The 20,601-nt window shown below is 61.4% G+C and carries 20 protein-coding genes; 12 read left to right on the top strand and 8 right to left on the bottom strand.

Translation table 11 applies throughout. The features are described from left to right. The first annotated feature begins 1 nt into the window (after position 1). The 3 genes from BDD21_RS15785 to BDD21_RS15775 all read left to right on the top strand — a co-directional run bounded on the left by BDD21_RS15785 (position 2) and on the right by BDD21_RS15775 (position 3,918). Complete coding sequence (locus tag BDD21_RS15785; protein WP_120797950.1) at positions 2–934, top strand: PfkB family carbohydrate kinase; 933 nt, start codon at positions 2–4, stop codon at positions 932–934. 192 nt (positions 935–1,126) lie between these two features. Beyond that, complete coding sequence (locus BDD21_RS15780; protein WP_120797949.1) at positions 1,127–3,139, top strand: alpha-amylase family glycosyl hydrolase; 2,013 nt, start codon at positions 1,127–1,129, stop codon at positions 3,137–3,139. A gap of 155 nt (positions 3,140–3,294) precedes the next feature. Continuing rightward, positions 3,295–3,918, top strand: coding sequence for a Uma2 family endonuclease (locus BDD21_RS15775; protein ID WP_120797948.1), 624 nt, complete (start codon positions 3,295–3,297; stop codon positions 3,916–3,918). A gap of 506 nt (positions 3,919–4,424) precedes the next feature. Here the strand turns inward: BDD21_RS15775 and BDD21_RS15770 are convergent. Next, on the bottom strand, positions 4,425–5,675 hold the full coding sequence (locus BDD21_RS15770) for an ISL3 family transposase (RefSeq protein WP_120795416.1): 1,251 nt from the start codon (positions 5,673–5,675) through the stop codon (positions 4,425–4,427). A gap of 264 nt (positions 5,676–5,939) precedes the next feature. On the opposite strand from BDD21_RS15770, the gene BDD21_RS27515 reads away from it, so the two are divergent. The 7 genes from BDD21_RS27515 to BDD21_RS15745 all read left to right on the top strand — a co-directional run bounded on the left by BDD21_RS27515 (position 5,940) and on the right by BDD21_RS15745 (position 10,751). Then, on the top strand, positions 5,940–6,191 hold the full coding sequence (locus tag BDD21_RS27515) for a hypothetical protein (protein WP_147431109.1): 252 nt from the start codon (positions 5,940–5,942) through the stop codon (positions 6,189–6,191). A gap of 192 nt (positions 6,192–6,383) precedes the next feature. Next, entirely contained in the window at positions 6,384–7,886 is a 1,503-nt protein-coding gene (locus BDD21_RS15765; RefSeq protein WP_120797947.1) for an ISNCY family transposase, read from the top strand. A gap of 121 nt (positions 7,887–8,007) precedes the next feature. Beyond that, a complete protein-coding gene (locus BDD21_RS15760) occupies positions 8,008–8,448 on the top strand; it encodes a hypothetical protein (protein ID WP_147431108.1) in 441 nt (146 codons plus the stop codon). 108 nt (positions 8,449–8,556) lie between these two features. Further along, a complete protein-coding gene (locus BDD21_RS27510; RefSeq protein WP_147431106.1) occupies positions 8,557–8,802 on the top strand; it encodes a hypothetical protein in 246 nt (81 codons plus the stop codon). Between the two features lie 543 nt (positions 8,803–9,345). Beyond that, positions 9,346–9,912, top strand: coding sequence for a hypothetical protein (locus BDD21_RS15755; protein WP_120797945.1), 567 nt, complete (start codon positions 9,346–9,348; stop codon positions 9,910–9,912). 383 nt (positions 9,913–10,295) lie between these two features. Beyond that, on the top strand, positions 10,296–10,544 hold the full coding sequence (locus BDD21_RS15750) for a type II toxin-antitoxin system RelE family toxin (RefSeq protein ID WP_120797944.1): 249 nt from the start codon (positions 10,296–10,298) through the stop codon (positions 10,542–10,544). Between the two features lie 3 nt (positions 10,545–10,547). Beyond that, on the top strand, positions 10,548–10,751 hold the full coding sequence (locus tag BDD21_RS15745) for a type II toxin-antitoxin system Phd/YefM family antitoxin (RefSeq protein ID WP_120797943.1): 204 nt from the start codon (positions 10,548–10,550) through the stop codon (positions 10,749–10,751). An 87-nt stretch (positions 10,752–10,838) separates the two neighbouring features. Here the strand turns inward: BDD21_RS15745 and sohB are convergent, their stop codons facing one another. The 3 genes from sohB to gpmI form a co-directional block, all read right to left on the bottom strand. Next, positions 10,839–11,855, bottom strand: coding sequence for a protease SohB (gene sohB, locus BDD21_RS15740; RefSeq protein ID WP_120797942.1), 1,017 nt, complete (start codon positions 11,853–11,855; stop codon positions 10,839–10,841). Between the two features lie 225 nt (positions 11,856–12,080). Further along, positions 12,081–12,920 carry a thymidylate synthase gene (locus BDD21_RS15735; protein ID WP_120797941.1) on the bottom strand — a complete coding sequence of 280 codons (840 nt, stop codon included), beginning with the start codon at positions 12,918–12,920 and terminating at the stop codon, positions 12,081–12,083. Positions 12,921–12,923: 3 nt separating this feature from the next. Next, a complete protein-coding gene (gene gpmI, locus BDD21_RS15730; protein ID WP_120797940.1) occupies positions 12,924–14,471 on the bottom strand; it encodes a 2,3-bisphosphoglycerate-independent phosphoglycerate mutase in 1,548 nt (515 codons plus the stop codon). 212 nt (positions 14,472–14,683) lie between these two features. Here gpmI and BDD21_RS15725 point away from each other — a divergent pair, with 212 nt between their 5' ends. Beyond that, entirely contained in the window at positions 14,684–15,943 is a 1,260-nt protein-coding gene (locus tag BDD21_RS15725) for a glucose-1-phosphate adenylyltransferase (RefSeq protein ID WP_120797939.1), read from the top strand. 23 nt (positions 15,944–15,966) lie between these two features. Then, complete coding sequence (locus BDD21_RS15720) at positions 15,967–16,845, top strand: SDR family oxidoreductase (protein WP_120797938.1); 879 nt, start codon at positions 15,967–15,969, stop codon at positions 16,843–16,845. A 60-nt stretch (positions 16,846–16,905) separates the two neighbouring features. On the opposite strand, the gene BDD21_RS15715 is transcribed toward BDD21_RS15720, so the two are convergent. The 4 genes from BDD21_RS15715 to BDD21_RS15700 form a co-directional block, all read right to left on the bottom strand. Next, positions 16,906–17,115, bottom strand: coding sequence for a DUF2061 domain-containing protein (locus tag BDD21_RS15715; RefSeq protein WP_120799961.1), 210 nt, complete (start codon positions 17,113–17,115; stop codon positions 16,906–16,908). Between the two features lie 344 nt (positions 17,116–17,459). Beyond that, positions 17,460–18,575, bottom strand: coding sequence for a sulfur reduction protein DsrS (locus tag BDD21_RS15710; RefSeq protein ID WP_120797937.1), 1,116 nt, complete (start codon positions 18,573–18,575; stop codon positions 17,460–17,462). Positions 18,576–18,596: 21 nt separating this feature from the next. Continuing rightward, the gene (locus BDD21_RS15705; RefSeq protein WP_120797936.1) at positions 18,597–18,911 is read right to left on the bottom strand and encodes a HesB/IscA family protein; all 315 of its coding nucleotides are present in this window, start codon (positions 18,909–18,911) and stop codon (positions 18,597–18,599) included. Positions 18,912–19,085: 174 nt separating this feature from the next. Then, positions 19,086–20,468 (bottom strand): cobyrinic acid a,c-diamide synthase CobB, encoded by a 1,383-nt coding sequence (locus tag BDD21_RS15700; protein ID WP_120797935.1) that lies wholly within the window; start codon positions 20,466–20,468, stop codon positions 19,086–19,088. Between the last annotated feature and the right edge of the window lie 133 nt (positions 20,469–20,601).

Genomic DNA, 20,601 nt, shown 5'->3' with positions numbered 1-20,601 from the left:
CATGTCCGATTCATCAACCAAGCAACCGATCGTCGACATCTTCGGCGAGGTTCTCTTCGACTGCTTCCCCGGAGGTCGACGCGTCCTCGGCGGAGCACCCTTCAACGTCGCCTGGCACCTACGTGCCTTCGGGGCGGCTCCACGACTGATCAGTGCGGTCGGCGACGATCCGCAGGGCGAGCAGGTGCGCCGTGCGATGCAGGACTGGGGAATGGACACGAGCGCCCTGCAAACCGATCCGGATCATGCAACAGGCGAGGTCCGGGTCACACTCGACGACGGCGAGCCGACCTACGAGATCATCCCCGATCGCGCCTTCGACCATATCCGCGCGGACGATCTGCCTCCTGCCGGGGATCTGCTCTATCACGGCACCCTGGCCCTGCGCCGCCCCGTCTCCGCCGCAACGCTGAGCGCGCTCAAGAGCCGCGGTCACGGCATGCGCTTCCTCGACGTGAATCTTCGCGATCCCTGGTGGTCTGCCGACGAGACGCGCGGACTGTTGCAGGGTGCCGACTGGGTCAAGCTCAATCGCAGCGAGCTGACCCTTCTGGTCGACGGCTCCGGCTCCAGCTCGAACGACGGCGACGGCGACGGCGACGATGCGCAGCTCACCGCGCTGGCGACGGCATTCCTCGCGCAATACGGGCTCACCGGGCTCGTCGTGACGCTCGGCGGCGACGGCGCCTTCGCGCTCGGCCCCGACACCTCGCCGGTGCGCGTTGCACCGGCGCCCGCACTCGCGGTCAAGGACACGGTCGGCGCGGGCGACGCCTTCGCCTCCGTGCTCATCCTCGGCATGATTCGACGCTGGCCGCTCGCGGCGACCCTGGAGCGGGCCCAGTCCTTCGCCTCTCGGATCGTCGAGCAGCATGGGGCCACCGCTGCCGATCCCGCACTCTATCGGCCTTTCCTTGATCAATGGGGAATTTGAACTGCGCTTAGCGGTTCATGCGAAGATCGGCGCCCCTAGACACCGGTCAGGCCCTTGCGAGGATCGGCGCCGCGCAGTTCAAAGATTTTGATTCACAGATGATTTTGAGCTGCGTCTCCGCCGCGATGACGGGCTGCCTCCATGCCCGTAAAACACGATACACAGCACCCACACACCCCGGACGCAGTTCAAATGTACGAACAGGTTTCTCATGCCCTTCTCAACGACATCCTCGATGAATTCGATCGCGAGATCTGTCGCGAGGATCTTCGGCACTTCTACACACGCCTCGGCGCCAACTTCTACGCCATCCATTCGCTGTTTTTCCACCTCTATGGACATCGCGAAGACTTCAAGACGCAGATGGTGCATCTCACCGAGCGTCTGGCCCGGGCCTACATCGACCGCCCGGCGGAGCTCAAACAGCTCGATATGGCGCGCGAGGAGGACCACAACTGGTTCCTGAGCCAACAATGGGTCGGGATGGCACTGTATTCGGACGGATTCGCCGGCAACCTGCAGGGACTCAACGAGCGTCTGCCCTACCTGCAGGAGCTCGGGGTCAACATCGTCCATGTGATGCCGATCCTCAAATGCCCGCAAGGCGCGAGCGACGGCGGCTATGCGGTCAGCGACTTCCGCGACATCGACCCGCGTGCCGGGACGGTCGAGGACGTGCGCAGGCTTGGCGACTCCATGCGTCGACGCGACATGCTGCTCACGCTCGACGTGGTCGTGAACCACACCTCCGACGAACATGAATGGGCGCAGCGCGCCCGCGAAGGCGATCCGGAGTACCAGAACTTCTACTACTGCTTCCCCAACCGCGACGTCCCGGACATGTTCGAGGCGACCATGCCCGAGATCTTCCCGGAGACCGCCCCCGGAAACTTCACCTGGGACGAGCAGATGGGAAAGTGGGTGATGACGGTCTTCAACAACTATCAATGGGACCTGAACTACTCCAACCCCGCCGTCTTCATCGAGATGCTCGACATCATCCTCTTCTGGGCCAACCAGGGGGCGGACATCGTTCGGTTGGACGCGGTCGCCTTCCTCTGGAAGAAGATCGGCACGACCTCGCAGAACGAGCGCGAGGCGCACCTGATCCTGCAGCTGATGAAGGACTGCTGCCAGGTGACGGCGCCGGGCGTGCTCTTCATCGCCGAGGCGATCGTGGCCCCGTCGGAGATCATCAAGTACTTCGGCGAGGATGCGGTCATCGCCAAGGAGTGCGAGATCGCCTACAACGCCACCTTCATGGCGCTGCTGTGGGATGCGGTCGCGACCAAGAACGCCAAGCTGCTGAATCAAGGCATCAAGAGCCTGCCGAACAAGCTCGACCGCGCGACCTGGTTGAATTATCTACGGTGTCACGACGATATCGGCCTGGGTTTCGACGACGCCGACATCCGCGCCTGCGACTACGACCCCTACTCTCACCGTCGTTTCCTGGTGGACTGGTTTACCGGCGCCTTCGAGGGCTCACCGGCGCGCGGACGCCCCTTCGGCGTCAACCTCAAGACGGGCGATGCGCGCATTGCCGGCGCGCTCGCATCGCTCGCGGGTCTGGAGTCGGCGCTCGAGGCCGAGGATCAGCATGCGATCGATCAGGTCGTGGATCTCATTCTGATGCTGCACGCCATGATCCTCTCGTTCGGCGGCATCCCCCTGCTCTGGTACGGAGACGAGATCGGCACCCTCAACGACAACTCCTTCCTCAACGACACGCACAAGGCGAGCGACGCGCGCTGGGTCCATCGCCCGCGGATCGACTGGGCGCGCGCCGATCGACGTCACCTCAGCGGAGCCGTCGAACGCCGTCTTTTCGATGGCCTGAAACGGCTCATCGCGGTGCGCAAGGACACGCCGGCCTTCGCCGACTTCAACAACCGCGAGCTGATCGATGTGGAGAACCCGCACCTCTTCGTCTTCCTGCGCACCCACCCGAGCCTAGCCGCCAACTCGGTCCTGGTTGCGGCCAACTTCGACGCCAAACCTCAGTATCTGGACCTGGACACCTTGAACCGGCGCGGACTCTTTCGCTACGGACAGATCATCGATCTGGCCTCGGGCGAATCACCCGCCGTCTTCAACAATCGGGTCGTGGTTCCGCCTTACCATTTTTACTGGCTGGCGAACCAGCGCCCGGGGGCCTTACTCAGTGATCCCTTCGGTGTCAGCCGGCACCCTGGACATGCCTGAGCCTCGACGCGTCCACCGGATGCCCGGCACTCAACGGACGTGATACGCATCGGCAACCGTCGGACCGGTCCCCGGGTGCCGATGCGCAGCGCGAATCGTCGCGCTAGACTCCCGGGATCATCCGCTGCCCACTGCTGCAACTGGACATACCCACAATGCCCCTGACAGCCTCCGAGCCCACCGGCACCGAGCTTGGCCGGATCGACCTGCACATCCCGCCCGACATGCGCCTGGACGACGACCTGCTGTTCGCGTTCTGCCAAGCCAACCGAGAACTGCGAATCGAGCGCAATGCCCAAGGAGACCTGGAGATCATGCCACCGACCGGAGCGGAGACCGGAGCGAGAAACGCGGATCTCACCTGCGACTTCGGCACCTGGGCCAGGGCGGACGGCCGCGGCGTGGTCTTCGACTCGTCCACCGGCTTCCTGCTGCCGAACGGTGCCATGCGCTCGCCCGACCTGGCCTGGGTCCTGCGGGAGCGACTGGCCACGATGCGCCCAAAGCAAAAGCGTACGTTTCTCCCGCTGGCCCCGGACGTCGTGATCGAGCTGGCCTCGCCTACCGACGACAGCAATGGCCTGCACGCCAAGATGCGCGAATGGCGCGACAACGGCGTGCGTCTCGGCTGGCTAATTCTGCCCGAGCAGCGCCAGGTCTGGCGCTACACACCCACTGGCGAGCCGGCGTGTTCCGACAACCCGGCACAGATCGGCGATGACGCCCTGCTACCCGGTCTCGTGCTCCCGCTCATGCGCATCTGGGAGCCGGGATTTTGATCAGGATGCGTTCTTTCTATTTTTCGGAGGATAGGCTGCCCCGATAATGGACGACTCCCTGACGATCCTGCGTTTAATCACGCAATGCGTGATTACAAGACTTGAACATCCCCGCTGCCGTGACCCCGCCGCCGCGCCGCGCCTTTAAGTAGCGCTCCGCATGCCGGACATACCATCGCAGGCGGTGTCCTTGACACCGTTTTTCCGAGCCAAATCAATGAAACGGTCCCAGAAAAGATCGACCGATGTCGTCCGTGTTGTCTGACCGCCTCCCATCTGTTAGCGTCTCCGCGAAGGATGCCGTGTATGGCTAGTGTACACTCTAAGAGACGTTCGGCGAGTCGGCCAGGCACCGGCTAGGCAGAATCTGGCTCTCCCGGAATTCAGGGAAAGCGCTAAAATATTTAAAAACATGACGTTGTAGTCATTTTGACCGAACACGTTGGTTGAAAATATCGCTGGACGCACCCCGTCCAAGCCATTTTTAAGCGGTTGTTTTTCATTGATCAGCGCGCGAAAACCCGATAACCGCACAGATCGAGGTACACCCTCTGGTAGAGCCGGCGCAGGTTGCTCAAGCCATAGCACCGCCGTTTTAATACTTTGATCTTGTTGTTGAGACCTTCGACGAAACCGCTCGTGTGTCGTTCGGTAAAATAATTGGTGATCTCGTCCCAATGACGGCGCAACGTTTTCAGGAAGGATTGAAAACACGTCATCTCGGCGTTCTTGACCCGTCGCATCCAGCCACTGAGTTTGCGCTTGGCCTGACCTTTGGACAGGGGCATGTCGTAGACCTCGGTGAGGGCTTGGCTGAGGGCATGAGCTTGCGCGAGTTGCGGGGAATAGGCGAACAACCGGGCGCGGATCCGCCGTTCCTCGGCGCTCAAGTCGGATTCGCGCTTGCGCAGGATCCAATGGACGTTCTTGAGCCCGCCGTACTCGGTTTTCGACAGGTCGCGCTTGAGCCGGCGCAGTTCTGTCTTGCGCAACGTCTCCACGGCGTCGCGATACAAACGCGCGACATGGAAGCGATCGGCGCAGATGGCGACGTGCGTGCCGAAGACGGCCTTGGCCGCACCGATGAAGCCGCTGTACAGGTCGGTGCACACGACGCGAACGGTGCGCCGCAAGGATTTTGGGATCGTGCGCAAAAACGCCTCGATGGTCGCGCGCTTACGGTCCTTGAGCACGGCGAGGATGCTCAGGGTGTCCTCGACCCTGGCGCTGACGATCACCACGAAATTGCCGTGGCCTTTGGTCAAGGCGATCTCGTCGAGCCCGAGCACGGGCAGCGCCGTGAGCGTCGTCCAGTCGATCTGGCTCGGGACGCACCGATCGAGAATACCGTCGAGGTGCTCCGGGGTGACGGCCTCCTTGTGCGCGACGTCTTCCAGGGTGCTGTTGATCAGGGCGCGCATCAGGCTGTGTTCGAACGCACGGGTGAAGCCGCTGCGCGGGTCGTACCAGTCCACCCGTTGGGTGGTGGTGGGATGATCCCGGCAATCGGGGCAGCGATACCGTTTGGGACGAATGAGAATTTCGGTGCGATGCTCGAAGATCGACAGATGGCGCAACCGCCGTTCTTCACCGAGTCCATGCGGCTCAGTGATGCGTCGGCCGCAGCTCCGGCACTGCGTGCCCTCCTCGGTGCTGTGCACATGAATTTCCAGCACAGCGGCGTCCGTGATCTCGACGCGGTCGATGGCGATCTGCGGCAGTCCGAGCAGGCGCAGGAGTTGGCTCTGGTCAATCATCGGTTTTCCATTGAGTTAAAAGCGTTCGAATGGAAGTTTACCAAGATTGGCTGCGTAGAACACTGATTTTACTAAACTTGGCGTTCCCTGAGATCCGGGAGAGCCCAGAATCTACTCCGACTGAGATAGACAGATTCTGCCTATCTCACCGGACCGACACTCTCTCTAATCAGCTTTTATGCCTATAAGAGGTATAATAAATTCTCTTTGAATGGCGTGTTACTATACAAGCTCTTAGACTGCACGTTATGCTCTGGAGGCAAAGTGAAGAAGCCTGATTTGGCAGTCGTTTTCGAAGATGGGATTCCAGACGAACAGTTCGTTGAATTTAAAGACGCTGTTTCTGCCCCTGGCTTAGATGTAGTCGTCGAATCGCGTCCCGTTTCTGGACCATACGCAGGAGTGGAGTGGTTCATCCCGACAGCCATAGTTTTCTTCGTTGCAAAATCTTACTTTGATGGGTTTCTTAAAGAGGCTGGCAAGGACCACTATCAACTTTTTAAATCTAGTGCCTGAACAGAAACCAACTTTCCCATTTTCAAACAGTCGGTTATAATATGCCCCCATGATCGAAGATTCGCCGATTTTCGATCGAGAGGGCCAGGTAAAACCCTAAACTACTGATTTTAAGAGGGCTCGACAGCGATCCTGGCCTACTTTCGCCGGGGCACGCCATGAGCCTTCATCAACTTCCCTATTCGAACCGCTATGCGCAACGTCATCGATCCGCAATTGAAACTCGGCGAGGAGGATATCGCCGCGATCGCGCTGGATCTGCGCTCGCGCGACGACATCCCGCAATTGCTGCGCGGACTGCAGCACATCTACACCCTCCCGCAGCTGCGCGAACCCGTGTTCGCGATCCTTGCCGAGGTGCGCCCGCCGGGCGGCGGCGAGGACGGCAAGGCCCGTCCCGAGACCGGCCGACCCGGTCTGTCGCAGTGGGCGATCCTGGTGCTCGGGGTGCTGCGCTTGGGGCTCAATGCCGACTACGATCGGATTCTCGAGCTGGCCAACCAGCACACCACCCTGCGCAAGATGCTCGGCCATGCCGACTGGGCCGACGACACGACCTACAGCCTGCAGACCCTCAAGGACAACCTGAGCCTGTTCACGCCCGAGCTGCTCGAGCGCATCAACCAAGCGGTCGTGGATGCCGGCCATGCGCTGGTCAAAAGCAGTCCGGACGAGCCCCTCGCGGTGCGGTGTGACTCCTTCGTGGTCGAGACCCATGTCCATTATCCGACCGACATCAACCTGCTCTACGACGCCGTGCGCAAGGCCATCGAAACCAGCGCCGGGCTGTGCGAGGACGCCGGCCTGAGCGATTGGCGGCAAAGCGCCTACAACGTGCGCTGCCTGAAGAAGCCTATCGGCGGGCGCAAACCCTCAAGCACTCCACCGCGCAGGATCCGGACAAACGAGCCGCACGGCGTGTCGAGATCGAAGCGGCCCATGCCGCCTATCTGGAGTTGGCCGGCGGCTTTACTGATGCGGGCGCGCGAGACGCGTCTCCGCCTGCACCTGATCGCGGCGCTGCCGAACGTCCTGCTCAAACCGCTCGATGCCTTCATTGCCCACGGCGAGCGGCAGATCGATCAGATTCGCCGCCGCGTGCTGGGCGGTCAGACCATCCCGCATGCCGAGAAGGTCTTCTCGATCTTCCAGCCCCACACCGAGTGGATCAGCAAAGGCAAGGCCGGCGTGCCGGTGGAGCTGGGTCTGCGCGTGGCGATCGTCGAAGATCAGCACGGCTTCATCCTGCACCATCGGGTCATGGTGCGTATCACCGACGATCAGGTCGCCGTACCCCTGGTGGAGGAGACCCTGGAGCGCTTCCCGACGGTCGCCAGCGCGAGTATGGACAAGGGCTTCCACAGCCCCGCCAACCAACGCGGGTTGGCCGAGGTGATCGACTTTCCGGTGCTGCCGAAAAAGGGCAAGTGCTCGGCCGCGGAGCGCGCACGCGAAGGCGATCCGCGCTTCATCCAGCTGCGCCGCAAACACTCCGCCGTGGAGTCCGCCATCAACGCGCTGGAGGTCCACGGGCTCGACCGCTGTCGCGATCACGGGATCGACGGCTTCAAGCGTTACGTCGCCTTGGCGGTGGTGGCGCGCAACCTCCAGCGCATCGGCGCGCTGCTGCTGGCGCGGGAGGCCGAGGAAGCACGACGCGAGCGAGAACGACAGCGTCGACGACGCGCGGCTTGACCCTGTCGATCGGGCCGGGCGCCTCCTCCGAGGGGAGTGGTGCGCCTGCCGTATGGCGGTGATGCGAGTCGTTCTCATTTAAGCGGCTTGATTGCGCGAATGACCATAGAATGAGGCTCGATTGAATACACTCGCTCCCGGCCGCCATTCAGGACAGGGTGCGGGGACGGGAAAAAACGGGGTTTTCGGTCGAGCACAATCTAAGCTGTCGAAGACTGCGACTAAGACCATGCAATCCCCGCGGATTGAGCCGGTACTTTTGGGCACCAAGGGTAAGCTTCGTGAAGACAGCCCGTATTCTCTTGCACTCTCCATCTATGCAGAAGCCAATGATGGGAATACGTTTAAGCTGCTGCTGCCCAAGCCCAGCTATCAGCCTGACTACGAGCAGATCGTTTGCTCGTTCCTGAATTTCTTAAACGACTATCACGAGGGAGTGAAGGTGCTAGGAGACATCGGTTTCGACACCAGCTTCAAGCCTCCCGGTGGAACAATCCTTGTACGTATGAATGAAGCATCCAAACAAATTGAATGGATTGATCACCGGCAAAAGAGAAACTAACCAGGCCATGCGCCGGTTTCCAAAACCTCCGCTTCGCTGCGGTTCTGCCACCGGTGATGGCAGGCGTTAGGCCGCGAGAAATTGGCAAGAGAATGGAGAATAAGCGATATGAAGATGGCTACTTTAGCATTAGTGCTTATACTGTCGCCGGTTGTAGGCGTAGCCCAGGATTCTGATAAAATCGACATCGCGATCGATTTCTTAAAGACCGCGTGTGCAGCGGGCAATAAGCTTGAGATCGAGGGAGACATAGGTGGAGGCATTTCTATTCTTAAGAGGGGCGTTACAGGTAAAGTACATCTTTCCAAATCCGATGCAAGGGGTGTCATAGATAGCTTTTCTGGCCATTTATAGCGCGACGATTTAAGGGACCAGCGCGACTGCATGAAGCCATTTATCGATCGAATTATCACATCCCTTATTGGCCCGGAAATGAAACCAACGACCTCACCGACAGGTGAGCAACGACCTAATAGCCGTAGTCGGCTTGACGAACCAGGAGGTTCTCGGGGATCCAATGAAATGGCAACTGCACCGCAGGAAACAACATGCGAGCATATTTGCGCAAGGAGCAAAAAGCTGTGTATCGCCGGCGAATACGTGGCTATACAGCATCCACCAGACCGTCCAGGAGTAATTGCTTTGATCAGGGGGGAGCAAATTTGGCCCCGGCGAATTTTCTTGTGAAGCCCCGATTGTCGTCTATCAGCCTTATACTTGCCATTGCGACTAGAACGAATAACGTGCCAGACTCAATTAAACTGGCAGGAAGACACAGATCGCCTAACAAGTGGCCTCAATAGCGAGCGCGCGCCATAGGGTTCGTGCTAACTGGCAAACTCCGTGGTGGCGCGCTGCTTTAGGCCGGTCGTTAGGCTCCAAACACAGGGGGATACGATGGACTGGCTGCAATTCTTCTCATCTCTTATTTCTAGTTTGGCCTGGCCCGCCACCTTGCTCACCGTTGCTTTTGTACTCCGGAGTAACATCGGCGCCTTCTTTCCATACATCGAGCGTCTCAAATACAAGGACTTCGAAGTAGAGTTCCGAAAGGCTTTGGAGGAGACAGCTGAGAAATCGCGTACTGCGTTGCGCGGCATAGAAATGGAAGCTGCCGGCATGGTGCCTCGTGACCGGCTTTATTCCTTGGCTGAGATATCTCCCCGCTCAGCCATATTGGAGGCGTGGATACAGGTGGAGACGGTGGCCGCAGAAGTCTTGCTCGCTCGCGATCCCAATTTCTCGAAAAAGACCGCAATGGCGCCACTCCGGTTAGGCGAAGCCCTCAATCGAAAAGAAATCATTAATGGCGCGCAGTTGGAAATATTCCATCGTCTGCGCGACCTCCGAAACAAAGCAGTTCACGTAGGCGATGCTGTGTTTAAACCGGATGATGTTGCCGAGTACATTAGCTTGGCGACAGCGCTCACCTCGCAAATAAAGCGTGGCACATATGGCCCCTAACATTCGATTCAAGCCGACGGTCATGCCTTCGCTGCGCTCCATCTAAAAGGGTAGAGGGATAAGGAGAGGGAGGCCTCGATCATCGTTTGGTCCACCTAGCCGGCGAGAGTGCGGCGCCCAAGCGTAAGGTTCTGATTTGCAGGCCAAGGTCGCAGCTATCCTTGCTCTTGCGCTGGGTTTTGGACCAAACGATGATCAAGGCCGAGAGGGATAAGGGGCCTGGCTCGAGTTCTTTTCACGGAAAATGAAGAGCCTAACCTTCTGCTCAAAAGCGAGCGCGCGCCACGGGCATCGTGCTAATTCCCAGGCTCCGTGCGGGCGCGCGCCGCTTTAGCCTGCACGTTAGCCGATAAGAGAAAAGCCCGATACTACGCGAACCCCATATGAAGGTTGAACTAAAGCCACAGGCAATAAAGGATCTACGTAGCCTCCAAAAACAAGAAGCCACGCGCATTGCCGCGAAGCTCGCCGAACTGGAAAACGGATTGACCGGAAACATCAAGCGGCTCACGAATTTCACGCCTGAGTATCGGCTCCGAGTTGGCAACTACAGGGTACTTTTTGAAGTTGAAGAAGCTACGGTTGTTGTGTACCGCGTGATGCACCGAAAGCACGTTTACGCCAAGAGGTGATCCATGAACCTGCATCCTCAGTTTATCGGGCAGGAAGGTTCCGAAGAGTACGTCGTCCTTCCCATAGAGGAATTTCGCGCCGTCGCGGAAGCTCTCGAAGACTATCAGGATTTACAAGATCTCCGCAGCGCGAAGGAAGCGGAGGGTCCAGCGGCTTCGGCTTCGTTGGCCGATGTCGTCAGTCAACTGGAACTAGATAAGGGCTAACACGGCGCTTAAGCCGACCCCGCGCGGCTAGCGTTGTGGGCAGATCTCAAACGTGGTGCCAGCGCACGGCGTCCTCGATGAACTTGCTCAGCTCGCGCGGCGCCAGTTGGCAACGGCGCCGTCCAAGCTCACTCGGATGCTCGACAGGAGCCGCTCGATCGGTTTCTTGCGGGCGCTGTATTTGAGCTTGAGGAGGTCCATGTCCTCGATCGCAGCCAGCAGGAAATCGTCGCTGGTCTGGATGGCGTCCACAAGACCCAGCTCGACGGCACGTTGGCCATGCCAATACTCGCCTGTGGCGACGCGGTCGAGATCGAGCGCGGGGCGATAGGTCGCGACGAACGACTTGAAGAGTATGTGTGTCTCTTCCAACTGCTCGCGCAGCTTTTGGCGACCTTCGTCGGTATTCTCACCGAAGATCGTCAGCGTGCGCTTGTATTCGCCGGCCGTATGGAGTTCGAAGTCGATCCCGGCGCGCTCCAGCAGCCGATGAAAGTTGGGCAGCTCGGCCAACACGCCGATCGAGCCGATCACCGCAAAGGGTGCGGCGATGATGCGTTCGGCCACGCAGGCCATGAGATAGCCGCCGCTGGCGGCGACCTTGTCGACCGCGACCGTCAGCGGGATCCCCTTCTCGCGGATGCGTGCCAGCTGCGACGCGGCCAGCCCGTGATCGCTGACCAGACCGCCCGAGTTGTCCAGACGCACCAGGACCTGATCGCCGTCGCGGGCCTCCATAAGGAGCGTTGTCACCAACACCCGCAGCCCGCCGACCTCGCTGGCGCGGATATCACCGTTGAACTCGATGACGAAGAGCCGCTTGCGATCGGCATGTCCCGACTTCTCGCGGGCCTTCTCCTCTTTGTGCTCGGCTTTGCGGTACGCCTTGAACGCCTTCTTCGAGAGCGAAAACGCCTTCAGCTCAGAGCTCAGCGCACGATAGCGCTGGTTGAGATCGGTGATCTCCAACTGCTCGGAATCGCCGTGGCCGCCGTGTCGAACCCGCACGGCAAGGACCAGCAACACGGCGATTCCGAGCAGGATCGTGATCGTCTTGGCCAAAAACAGCCCGTACGCGAGCAGGACTTGAATCAGTGACTCCATCAGCGGCAACTCCTCGCCCGGAAAGATCGTGAATGTTGCGCAAGGCCGCGCAACACGGAAGACAGCACACAGAAACCAACAAACCCCGAAGCCCCCTCGCTCACCCGCACCCTACCGTCCGACCCCAATCGAAAAATCCTGAATCGCGCCGCTCCACTGTCGCAAAGTCACGACAACACCACGCCACGATCGAGCCGCGCAAACCGCTCCGAGCGCGATTCAGCCTCAGACTGCAATGGGGGCGCGAATCGCAGGTTCCGGCTCATACCCGACAATCTCGATATCCGCGACACGATAGTCGAACAGACTCGGCGGTCGACGCAGGAGGTTGAGCCGAGGCAGCGCCCGAGGCTCGCGCCCGAGCTGCTCGTAGACGATCTCGTCGGTCAGATGGTTGCGGTAGAGATGCAGGTCGCCGAAGGTGTGGATGAATTCGCCGACGTCCAGGTCGCATTGGTGCGCGATCAGATGGGTCAGCAAGGCATAACTGGCAATATTGAAAGGCACGCCGAGAAACAGATCGGCACTGCGCTGATAGAGCTGACAAGAGAGCCGCCCTTCGGCAACGTAGAACTGAAAGAGACAATGGCAGGGGGCGAGCGACATGCGCCCGGCCTGCACGTTCTCATGCGGACTCAGGGTCTCGTCGGGCAGATCGGCCGGGTTCCAGGCGGAAACCACCAGCCGACGCGAATCGGGGCGGGTCCGAATGGTCGCGACCAGCTCGGCGAGCTGGTCGACAACACGACCGTCCGGACAGGCCCAGCTGCGCCACTGGGCGCCGTAGATGGGACCGAGGCGACCGTCCTCGGCCGCCCATTCATTCCAGATCGTCACGCCGCGATCCTGAAGCCACCGGTTGTCGGTCGAGCCGGCAAGGAACCAGAGCAACTCGTGGATCAGGCTCTTGGTATGCACCCGCTTGGTGGTCAGCAGCGGAAAACCCTGCTGTAGATCGAAGCGCACCTGACGACCGAACACCGAGCGCGTCCCCGTGCCGGTGCGGTCAGACTTGTCGATGCCGTTGTCGATCACATCGCGCAGCAGATCGAGATAGACGCGCATCCGTCAGACCGTCGCCGGCCCGAGCAGGAGCGAGTGTCCGTCCATCTGCTCCGGGATGGGGATGCCCATCAGGTGCAGGATCGTCGGGGCGATGTCCTTGATCCCGCCGCCGACCGACAGGCGCCAAGGTACCTCGTCGATGACGAGACAGGGCACCGGATAGGTGGTGTGCTGGGTATGGGGGGCACCCGTGACCGGATCGACCATCTCGTCGCAGTTGCCGTGGTCGGCGCTCAAGATGACCGAGTAGCCGCACTCAACGGCAACGTCCAGCACGCGGCCGACCTCGCGATCCAGTGTCTCGACGGCGGCGATCACCGCCTCGCGCACGGCCGTATGACCCACCATATCGCCGTTGGCGAAGTTCACCACGATGAACGGAAATTCACCGCCGCGCAGCGCCTCGATGACGGCATCCGCCACCCCGGGCGCGCTCATCTCGGGTTTCAGGTCGTAGGTGGCGACCTTCGGCGAGGGGATCAGCGTGCGCTCCTCGCCGGGGAAGGGGTCGCCCCGCCCGCCGTTGAAGAAGAAGGTCACATGCGCGTATTTTTCGGTCTCGGCGCAATGAAACTGCGCGATGCCGTCGTCGCTCAGGATCTGCCCGAGCGTGGTCCTCGGCGTGTCGGTATCGAAGGCAAAGGGCAGCCCGAACCAGGGGTCGTATTCCATCATGCCGGTGACCTGGACCCGGGTCACGCCGCGGCGGTCGAACTTGTCGAAATCGCTCTGGTGCAAGGCCGAGACCAGTTGACGGGGGCGGTCCTTGCGGAAGTTGATGTGGATCACCTGATCGCCGTCGCGGATCGGCTCGCCGCCGTCGACGATGGTCGGACGGATGAACTCGTCGTCCTCGCCCGCGGCATAGGCCGCCTCGATTGCCGCGTGCGCACTCTCGGCGTGCCGGCCCTCGCCGTCGACCATGGCACGCCAGGCCAGCTCGGTGCGATCCCAGCGGTTGTCTCGATCCATCGCGTAATAGCGTCCGCTGACGGTGGCGATTCGCCCCCCGGAGGTCTCCAGCGCCTCGTCGAGACACTTGAGATAACTCAGTGCCGAGCGTGGCGGGGTATCCCGGCCGTCCGTGAAGACGTGGACCATCGGGCGGGCACCCTGACGCTTGCACAACTTGATCAACGCTGCCAAATGACGGACATGACTATGAACTCCGCCGTCGGAGACCAGACCCATCAGATGAATCGGCCGACCCTGCTCCGCTGCCGCACGCGCCGCGTTCACCAAGGCGTGATTGTCGAAGAAGCTGCGATCGTCGATCGCGCGGTCGATCAGCACCAGATCCTGGAGCACGACACAACCCGAGCCGATGCACATGTGCCCGACCTCGGAGTTACCCATCTGTCCGTCCGGGAGCCCGACCGCCAGCCCGGAGGCATGAAGCGCGGTGTGCGGATAACTCGAGAAATAGCGATCGAGGTTCGGCGTGTCGGCGATCGCGACCGCGTTGTTGGCCTTGGACGGGTTCAAACCGAAACCATCCAGGATGATCAGGATGACCGGGCGTCCCGGGACCTTCTTCCTCGGTTGACTCATCGCTCGCTTACTCCTCTGCCGTCGGGGTTGGACATTGTAGACGTTCGGGACCCCGCGTCGCCCCTGTTTCGGTCGCCGCCGGGGTCCGATCGAGAGGGCTTGCGATAATCGGGAAAGCTCCGCTCGACGGGTTTATCATTCTCGTGTGGGTCCAATGATCGGATCCAGCCATCACAACACAAGCTCCTAACGGCGGGGCAAGCGGAGGAACCATGCAGACCGATCGAATCATCGCTTTCGTCATGGCCGGTGGCCAAGGCTCGCGACTCCAGCCGCTCACGACGGCGCGCTCCAAGCCGTCGGTACCCTTCGGCGCCCGCTACCGCATCGTCGATTTCGTGCTCAGCAACCTGGTCAACTCCCAGATCCAAACCATCTATCTGCTGGTGCAGTACAAATCACAGTCTCTGATCGAGCATGTACGCAAGGCTTGGACCATCTCTCCCTTGCTGCAAAGTCAGTTCGTGACCGTTGTCCCACCCCAGATGATGTCCGGGACGCATTGGTTCCAGGGCACAGCCGACGCAGTCAATCAGAACATCGCTCTCATCGAGGAGCATCGGCCTGATCTGGTCGCTGTCTTCGGGGCCGACCACATCTACCGGATGGACATCCGCCAGATGGTCGATTTCCATAAGGCGCGCAACGCCGACGTCACGATCGCCGCCCTGCCGGTACCGCTCGCCGAGGCGTCGAGCTTCGGCGTGATCGCCGCCGACGAAGAGGGACGGATCAACGCCTTCGAGGAAAAGCCGGCGAATCCCTCCCCGCTTCCCGGCGATCCGACCATGGCCTTCGCCTCGATGGGCAATTACATCTTCGACGCGAAGGTCCTGATGCAGGCACTCAAAGAGTGCGAGGCCGCCGGTGAATCGGACTTCGGCCAGCATGTCCTGCCGCGACTGCTCAACACCCATCGACTCTTTGCCTACGACTTCTCGACGAACGTCATACCGGGCGTGCACCCCTACGAAACGCCCGTCTACTGGCGCGACGTCGGAAGCATCGATGCGTACTTCGACGCCCACAAGGACGTCCTTGGAGCCGAGCCGGCCTTCGATATGTTCAACCCCGAGTGGCCCGTCTTCTCCAGCGGCTACCAGGGTCCGGTCGCGCGTGTGCTGGGCGGCGAGCTGCGCAACACGCTCCTGGGCGCGGCGACCATGATCCACGAGGGTGCACGCCTGACCAACTCCATCATCCGTCGCGAGACCGTGATCGAGGAGGATGTCGTCCTCGAGGACTGCATCATCATGGACTATGTCCGCGTCTGCCGCGGCGCCCATCTGCGCAACGTCATCGTCGATCGACACAATGTCATCGAGGCCGGAGATCGAATCGGTTTCGATCCGGTCAAGGATCAGCAACGCTTCCACGTCAGCGCAGGCGGGGTCACCGTAGTTCCGATGGGGCGCGTCAGCTATTTCGCACGCGACACACGCGGAACCGGGCGCGGCGGCTACTCCGAATAACCACCCTCGACCGGAGGCTGCGTATGACGGACGCGAATCGCAGGACTGTTCTCGTCACGGGGGCAAACTCAGGCCTGGGAAAGGCGCTCGCCCACGCCTTCGCCCGCGACGGAATGCGTGTCGGCATGCTGGTCCGCAACGAAGAACGCGGTCGGGTAGCCCGAGACGAGATCATCGCAGCCACCGGGAACCAAGACGTCCATCTTTTCGTTGCGGACCTCGGCAGTCAGCAGGAGGTTCGCCGAGCGGCGGCACAGATCCTCGACCGATTCGAGCGACTCGACGTCCTGATCAACAACGCCGGAACGGCCTACGCGCGCCGACGAACAAGCCCCGAGGGTCTTGAGCGTTCGCTGGCGGTCAACCATCTCGGCCCCTTCCTGCTCACGGGCCTCCTGCTCGAGCGCATCAAGGACAGCGCACCGGCCCGGATCGTCAACGTCGGCACCAAGATGGATACGGCGATGGACTTCGAGGATCTCGACTGGACCCGGCGCCCCTATCGGATGATGCAGGCCTACGGTCAGTCCAAGCTCGGGAACCTGCATTTCACCTTCGCGCTGGCACGGCGGCTCGAAGGCACCGGAGTGAGCGTGAACTGTGTCTTTCCGGGCGTCTTTCGATCCAACCTCGGCGGGTCCGACGGCGCACAAGGGGTCTTCTGGAAAGCCGTCGATCTGCTGCTCGGCTGGGCCCTACCGACCCCGGCGCGGGCCGCCGAGCGCGTGCTCTACGCGGCCCGATCGACCGACCTCGACGGCGTCACGGGGCTTTATCTCGACGGCCGTCGGCCCATCAAGGCGCCATCTCAGGCACGCGATCCCGCCGCCAACGAGCGACTCTGGGACATCAGCGAGAGACTCGTGGGTCTCTCGCAAGACGCGGTACTGTCTAACCCTTGAGCCGTACGGCCCGTCTCCGGGGCGGTCCAACGGGGCATCCGAGGATCGAGCCGCGCGATCTCAAACGGGCAGCAGGCTGCCGGGAGGCCCTTGCGCGCGATGTTGCCGGATGCGGTCCCACACCTTCTCGTGGAAGAAGTAGACAACCGTATTAATCGCGGGCTCGACCAGGGCAATCGCCCCGCCGACCAGGAGGCTGCCGCTCAACAGGTAGGCCACGCTGAAGGCGACCGTCATATGCAGGATCGCGAACGTCATCGTTTTAGCCATGTGAGTGCTCCTCTTCAAAGTGTTGCATAGGAGCATAGCGACGGCACATCAATCTTCAAAATCGATTGTTATTAACTTATCGATCGTCAAAAACAATCATAGAAGACACAGGTGAAAAAGGCGACGAGGTCGCCCGTCGGCCGCGGCCGGTCAAGACATCGACCCTCTCGACCCTCGGATGACTCCCTCGCTGACCCGACGACGCGGAGTGACCCGTTCGTCAATTCGGCCCTCGTGGCACGTGGCGCGGAGTGCCACGGGGCATGCGTGACACAGCGGAGCGGATGTCACGAGCCCCTCGAGGATGCTGTGGTCGCTCTAATGAGCGACCACCCGGAGCATCATCAGCGTCTTGCGAGCAGGCGCAGGCGATCCTGGAGCGGGTCGATAACAGGCGTCAGCTTTCGGCGCATAAGGCTGCCGAGGACGCTGGGATCGAGTGCGACCGCGCGGATCAGTCCATAGCCGACACCCGATAGGATACGCATGGCGGCGACCTCCGGGGCCATCTCCGGGTACTCGTGCAGCAGCCGTGCCGTGTCGGGATCAGGGCTCGTCGGTGTTGCGAAGCGCTCGGCTTCCGCGATCAGATCCGAGAGTGGAAGGTCGGGGTCACCCTCCGGGCGCAGCGCACCGAAATAGTCTCTGAGCAAGTCAAAGGTCGCCGACACCACGTCCTGACTAGGTGGCTTCGACAACACCGTTGCGACGGTCGCAAGGAAGGTCTGTCCGGGAGAGGAAAAGACCCGACGGAGCAGCCCGGCACAGGGGTTTCCAGCCTCGGAGAGCGCCAGGATCGGCTCGGGAAGCGGGCGCGCCGCCGAGCCTTCTGCCCCCGGCAGGTTGTCCGGAACGGCCTGCAGGAAACCGACGAGATAGACCTGCTTGCGCGCGGCCTTCTTCCACAGGTCGTCGCGCCGATCGGCGTCGAGGAGACCGGTCAGGAGGATCAAACGGATCGACTCGGTGGTCTTGTCGCTCTCGGTTTCGAACGGGAGATAGTCGAGGAGATAGTCCACCAGGATCCGCCCCATGGACCCCGCGACGATCGCCGGATTGCCCAACATGCGCCGGGCATTCTCCGCGTCCTCCATGGCCCACCAGGCGCGCCGAGCCAGCTCGTCGGTGAGTCCGGGCGAGCAGACGGCCGCCACGACGGCCTCCGGCTCGCCGAGCAGGAGCAGTTGTTCCAGGCTCTCGTCGCGCATCTGGCCCATGCGGGTCCAGCGGCGCAGATAGATGGGATAACCGCCGGGCGAGCCCAGGACGTGACCGGAAATAAGCTCTTTGACGCGACGCAGATATTGATCCGGACGTGCGTTCGGGTTGAGACGCACGGTCGCCTCGCCCTGCGGGCCGAGACCGTAGACGATCAGCTTGGATTCGTCGATGCGGATGGCCTGCGGACGATTGGCCAGCAGCACGTTCAGCCGGAAGCTGTCTTCGTTGCTGAGATCCATGCCGAGGGGCTCCGATCCGGATCAGACATCGGTCGGCGGTTTGTAGTGCGGATCCTTCGGATTCATGAAGATAAAGCGAAACTGACCCGGCTCCATCTCCACATAGTCCATCGTGGTTTCGTCGAGCAAAGGCACCTGCTCGGGCGTCATGACGATATCCACGCCCTCGCAGGTCATGCGGATATCGTCCTCGGTCGGCTCGTCGAACCCGATCCGATAGTCGATCGACCCGTCCGGCATTTGAAACGCGGCCAACCTCAATGACATACCCTCGGTGCCGCCTTGTTGGGCGGCCTTGAGCACCTGATCGGCCGCTGCTGTCGTGAGTTTGAACATCTGAAACCTTTTGTGCTGTTGTCCTGTTGTGTATTCGCGTGACATGCGTCCGATCGGCTCCGCTCCAAACCCGTTCGGAGCGATCTGCACGGATTCAAGCGCGTGTTCCGCGGGTCGCGGACTCGCGATACGTTCTGTCTATGCGGCTCGTCGCCTCGAGACTCCTGCCGATCATCAACCGCCGAGACAGCGCCGAACATGCGCGACAAAGCGCCGTGTCCAGCCGACACCGCCCACGTCTCTGAGGTGACTGTAACAGGCCAGCAGATGACCTTGGACAACCCCGTCATGTGCACCGTCGATTCCCACACCTCGCAGCACATCATAGCCGTATCGCCAGGAGGGGTCAGGCGCGACGACCGCGGAATGGTGAAACTCATGTGCGGGGATCTCGCAGGGTGCGCCGACTGCCCCATCCGGCCACGGGAAATCCGAAGTCTCCCGAAGACGCACATACCCGCGCCCCTGGGCTCTGGGGTGCATCCGGACCTCGGCCTCGAGCGCGCCGACCATTGCGCGCCGCTCGCCATTCCAGTCGATCGCCTCGCACAGATACATGAGCCCGCCGCATTCGGCGTAGACCGGCCCGCCTCGCGCGATGAAATCAGCGATCTCCTCGCGCATCCCGCGGTTCGCCTCCAACTCCGCCATGCGACACTCAGGGAACCCCCCGCCGATGTAGAGGGCATCGAGCGCGGGTAGCGTCCGATCGGCAAGCGGGCTGAACTCGACCAGCTCGGCACCCGCATCGGCAAGGGCACGCAGATCGTCCGGATAGTAGAAGCCGAAGGCGGCGTCACGCGCGACGCCGATGCGCACCACATCCCCGGCAGGGACGTGAATCGACGACACGCACGGGATGGGCGACGGACGCGGCACGCCCTCGGCGATCGCGAGCATCCGGCTCAGGTCGACCTGTTCGGCGACACGCCCCCGGATGCGCTCGATCCATGCCTCGGCGGCCTCCGCCTCGTTGCTCGGCATCAGCCCCAAGTGTCGCTCGGCGATCTCGATGTCGTCGTCGCGGTGCATCACGCCGAGCACAGGCAGATCCGTATAGTGCTCCAGCGCGGCGATGAGATTGCGGGCATGGCGCGTCCCGCCGACCTTGTTGAGGATCACCCCGGCGAGATTCAGATCGCGGTCGAACGCCTGATAACCGAGCAGAAGGGGAACGATGCCGCGCCCCATACCCTGCGCGTTGATCACCAAAACGACCGGTGCGCCCAAGAGTTTGGCGAGCTCGGCGTTGCTGTTGGAGCCTGTCGGATCGATGCTGTCGAAGAGGCCGACATTGCCTTCGATCAGCCCGAGATCGGCCGTGTCGAGCTCTCGCGCAAAGGCATCCCGGATCTCCTCGCGTCCCATGGTGTGGAAATCGAGGTTGCAACAGGACCGCGAGGATGCCTCGGTCAGCCACAGCGGGTCGATGTAATCGGGTCCCTTTTTGAAGGGCTGAATGCGCACGCCCGCGTCACGCCAAGCACGACACAAACCGATGGAAAGGGTGGTTTTGCCCGACGACTTTTGAGCCGCCGCGATGTAGAGATGCGCCATCGAACTGTCACCCGACCTATTACTGCTAAGTCATTTCGATGGCCGCAGGCATCCGAAAGGCTCGGCGGTAGCGCGCCTCTCGGGCGACATGAAGCCATGCCGGCGCCGTCCGAGACGAACGGGCCGACCGATC

The organism is Thiocapsa rosea (assembly GCF_003634315.1).
GTDB lineage: Bacteria > Pseudomonadota > Gammaproteobacteria > Chromatiales > Chromatiaceae > Thiocapsa > Thiocapsa rosea.
Note: the sequence above shows the minus strand (reverse complement) of the source record. Positions and strands in the feature narration are given on the sequence as shown.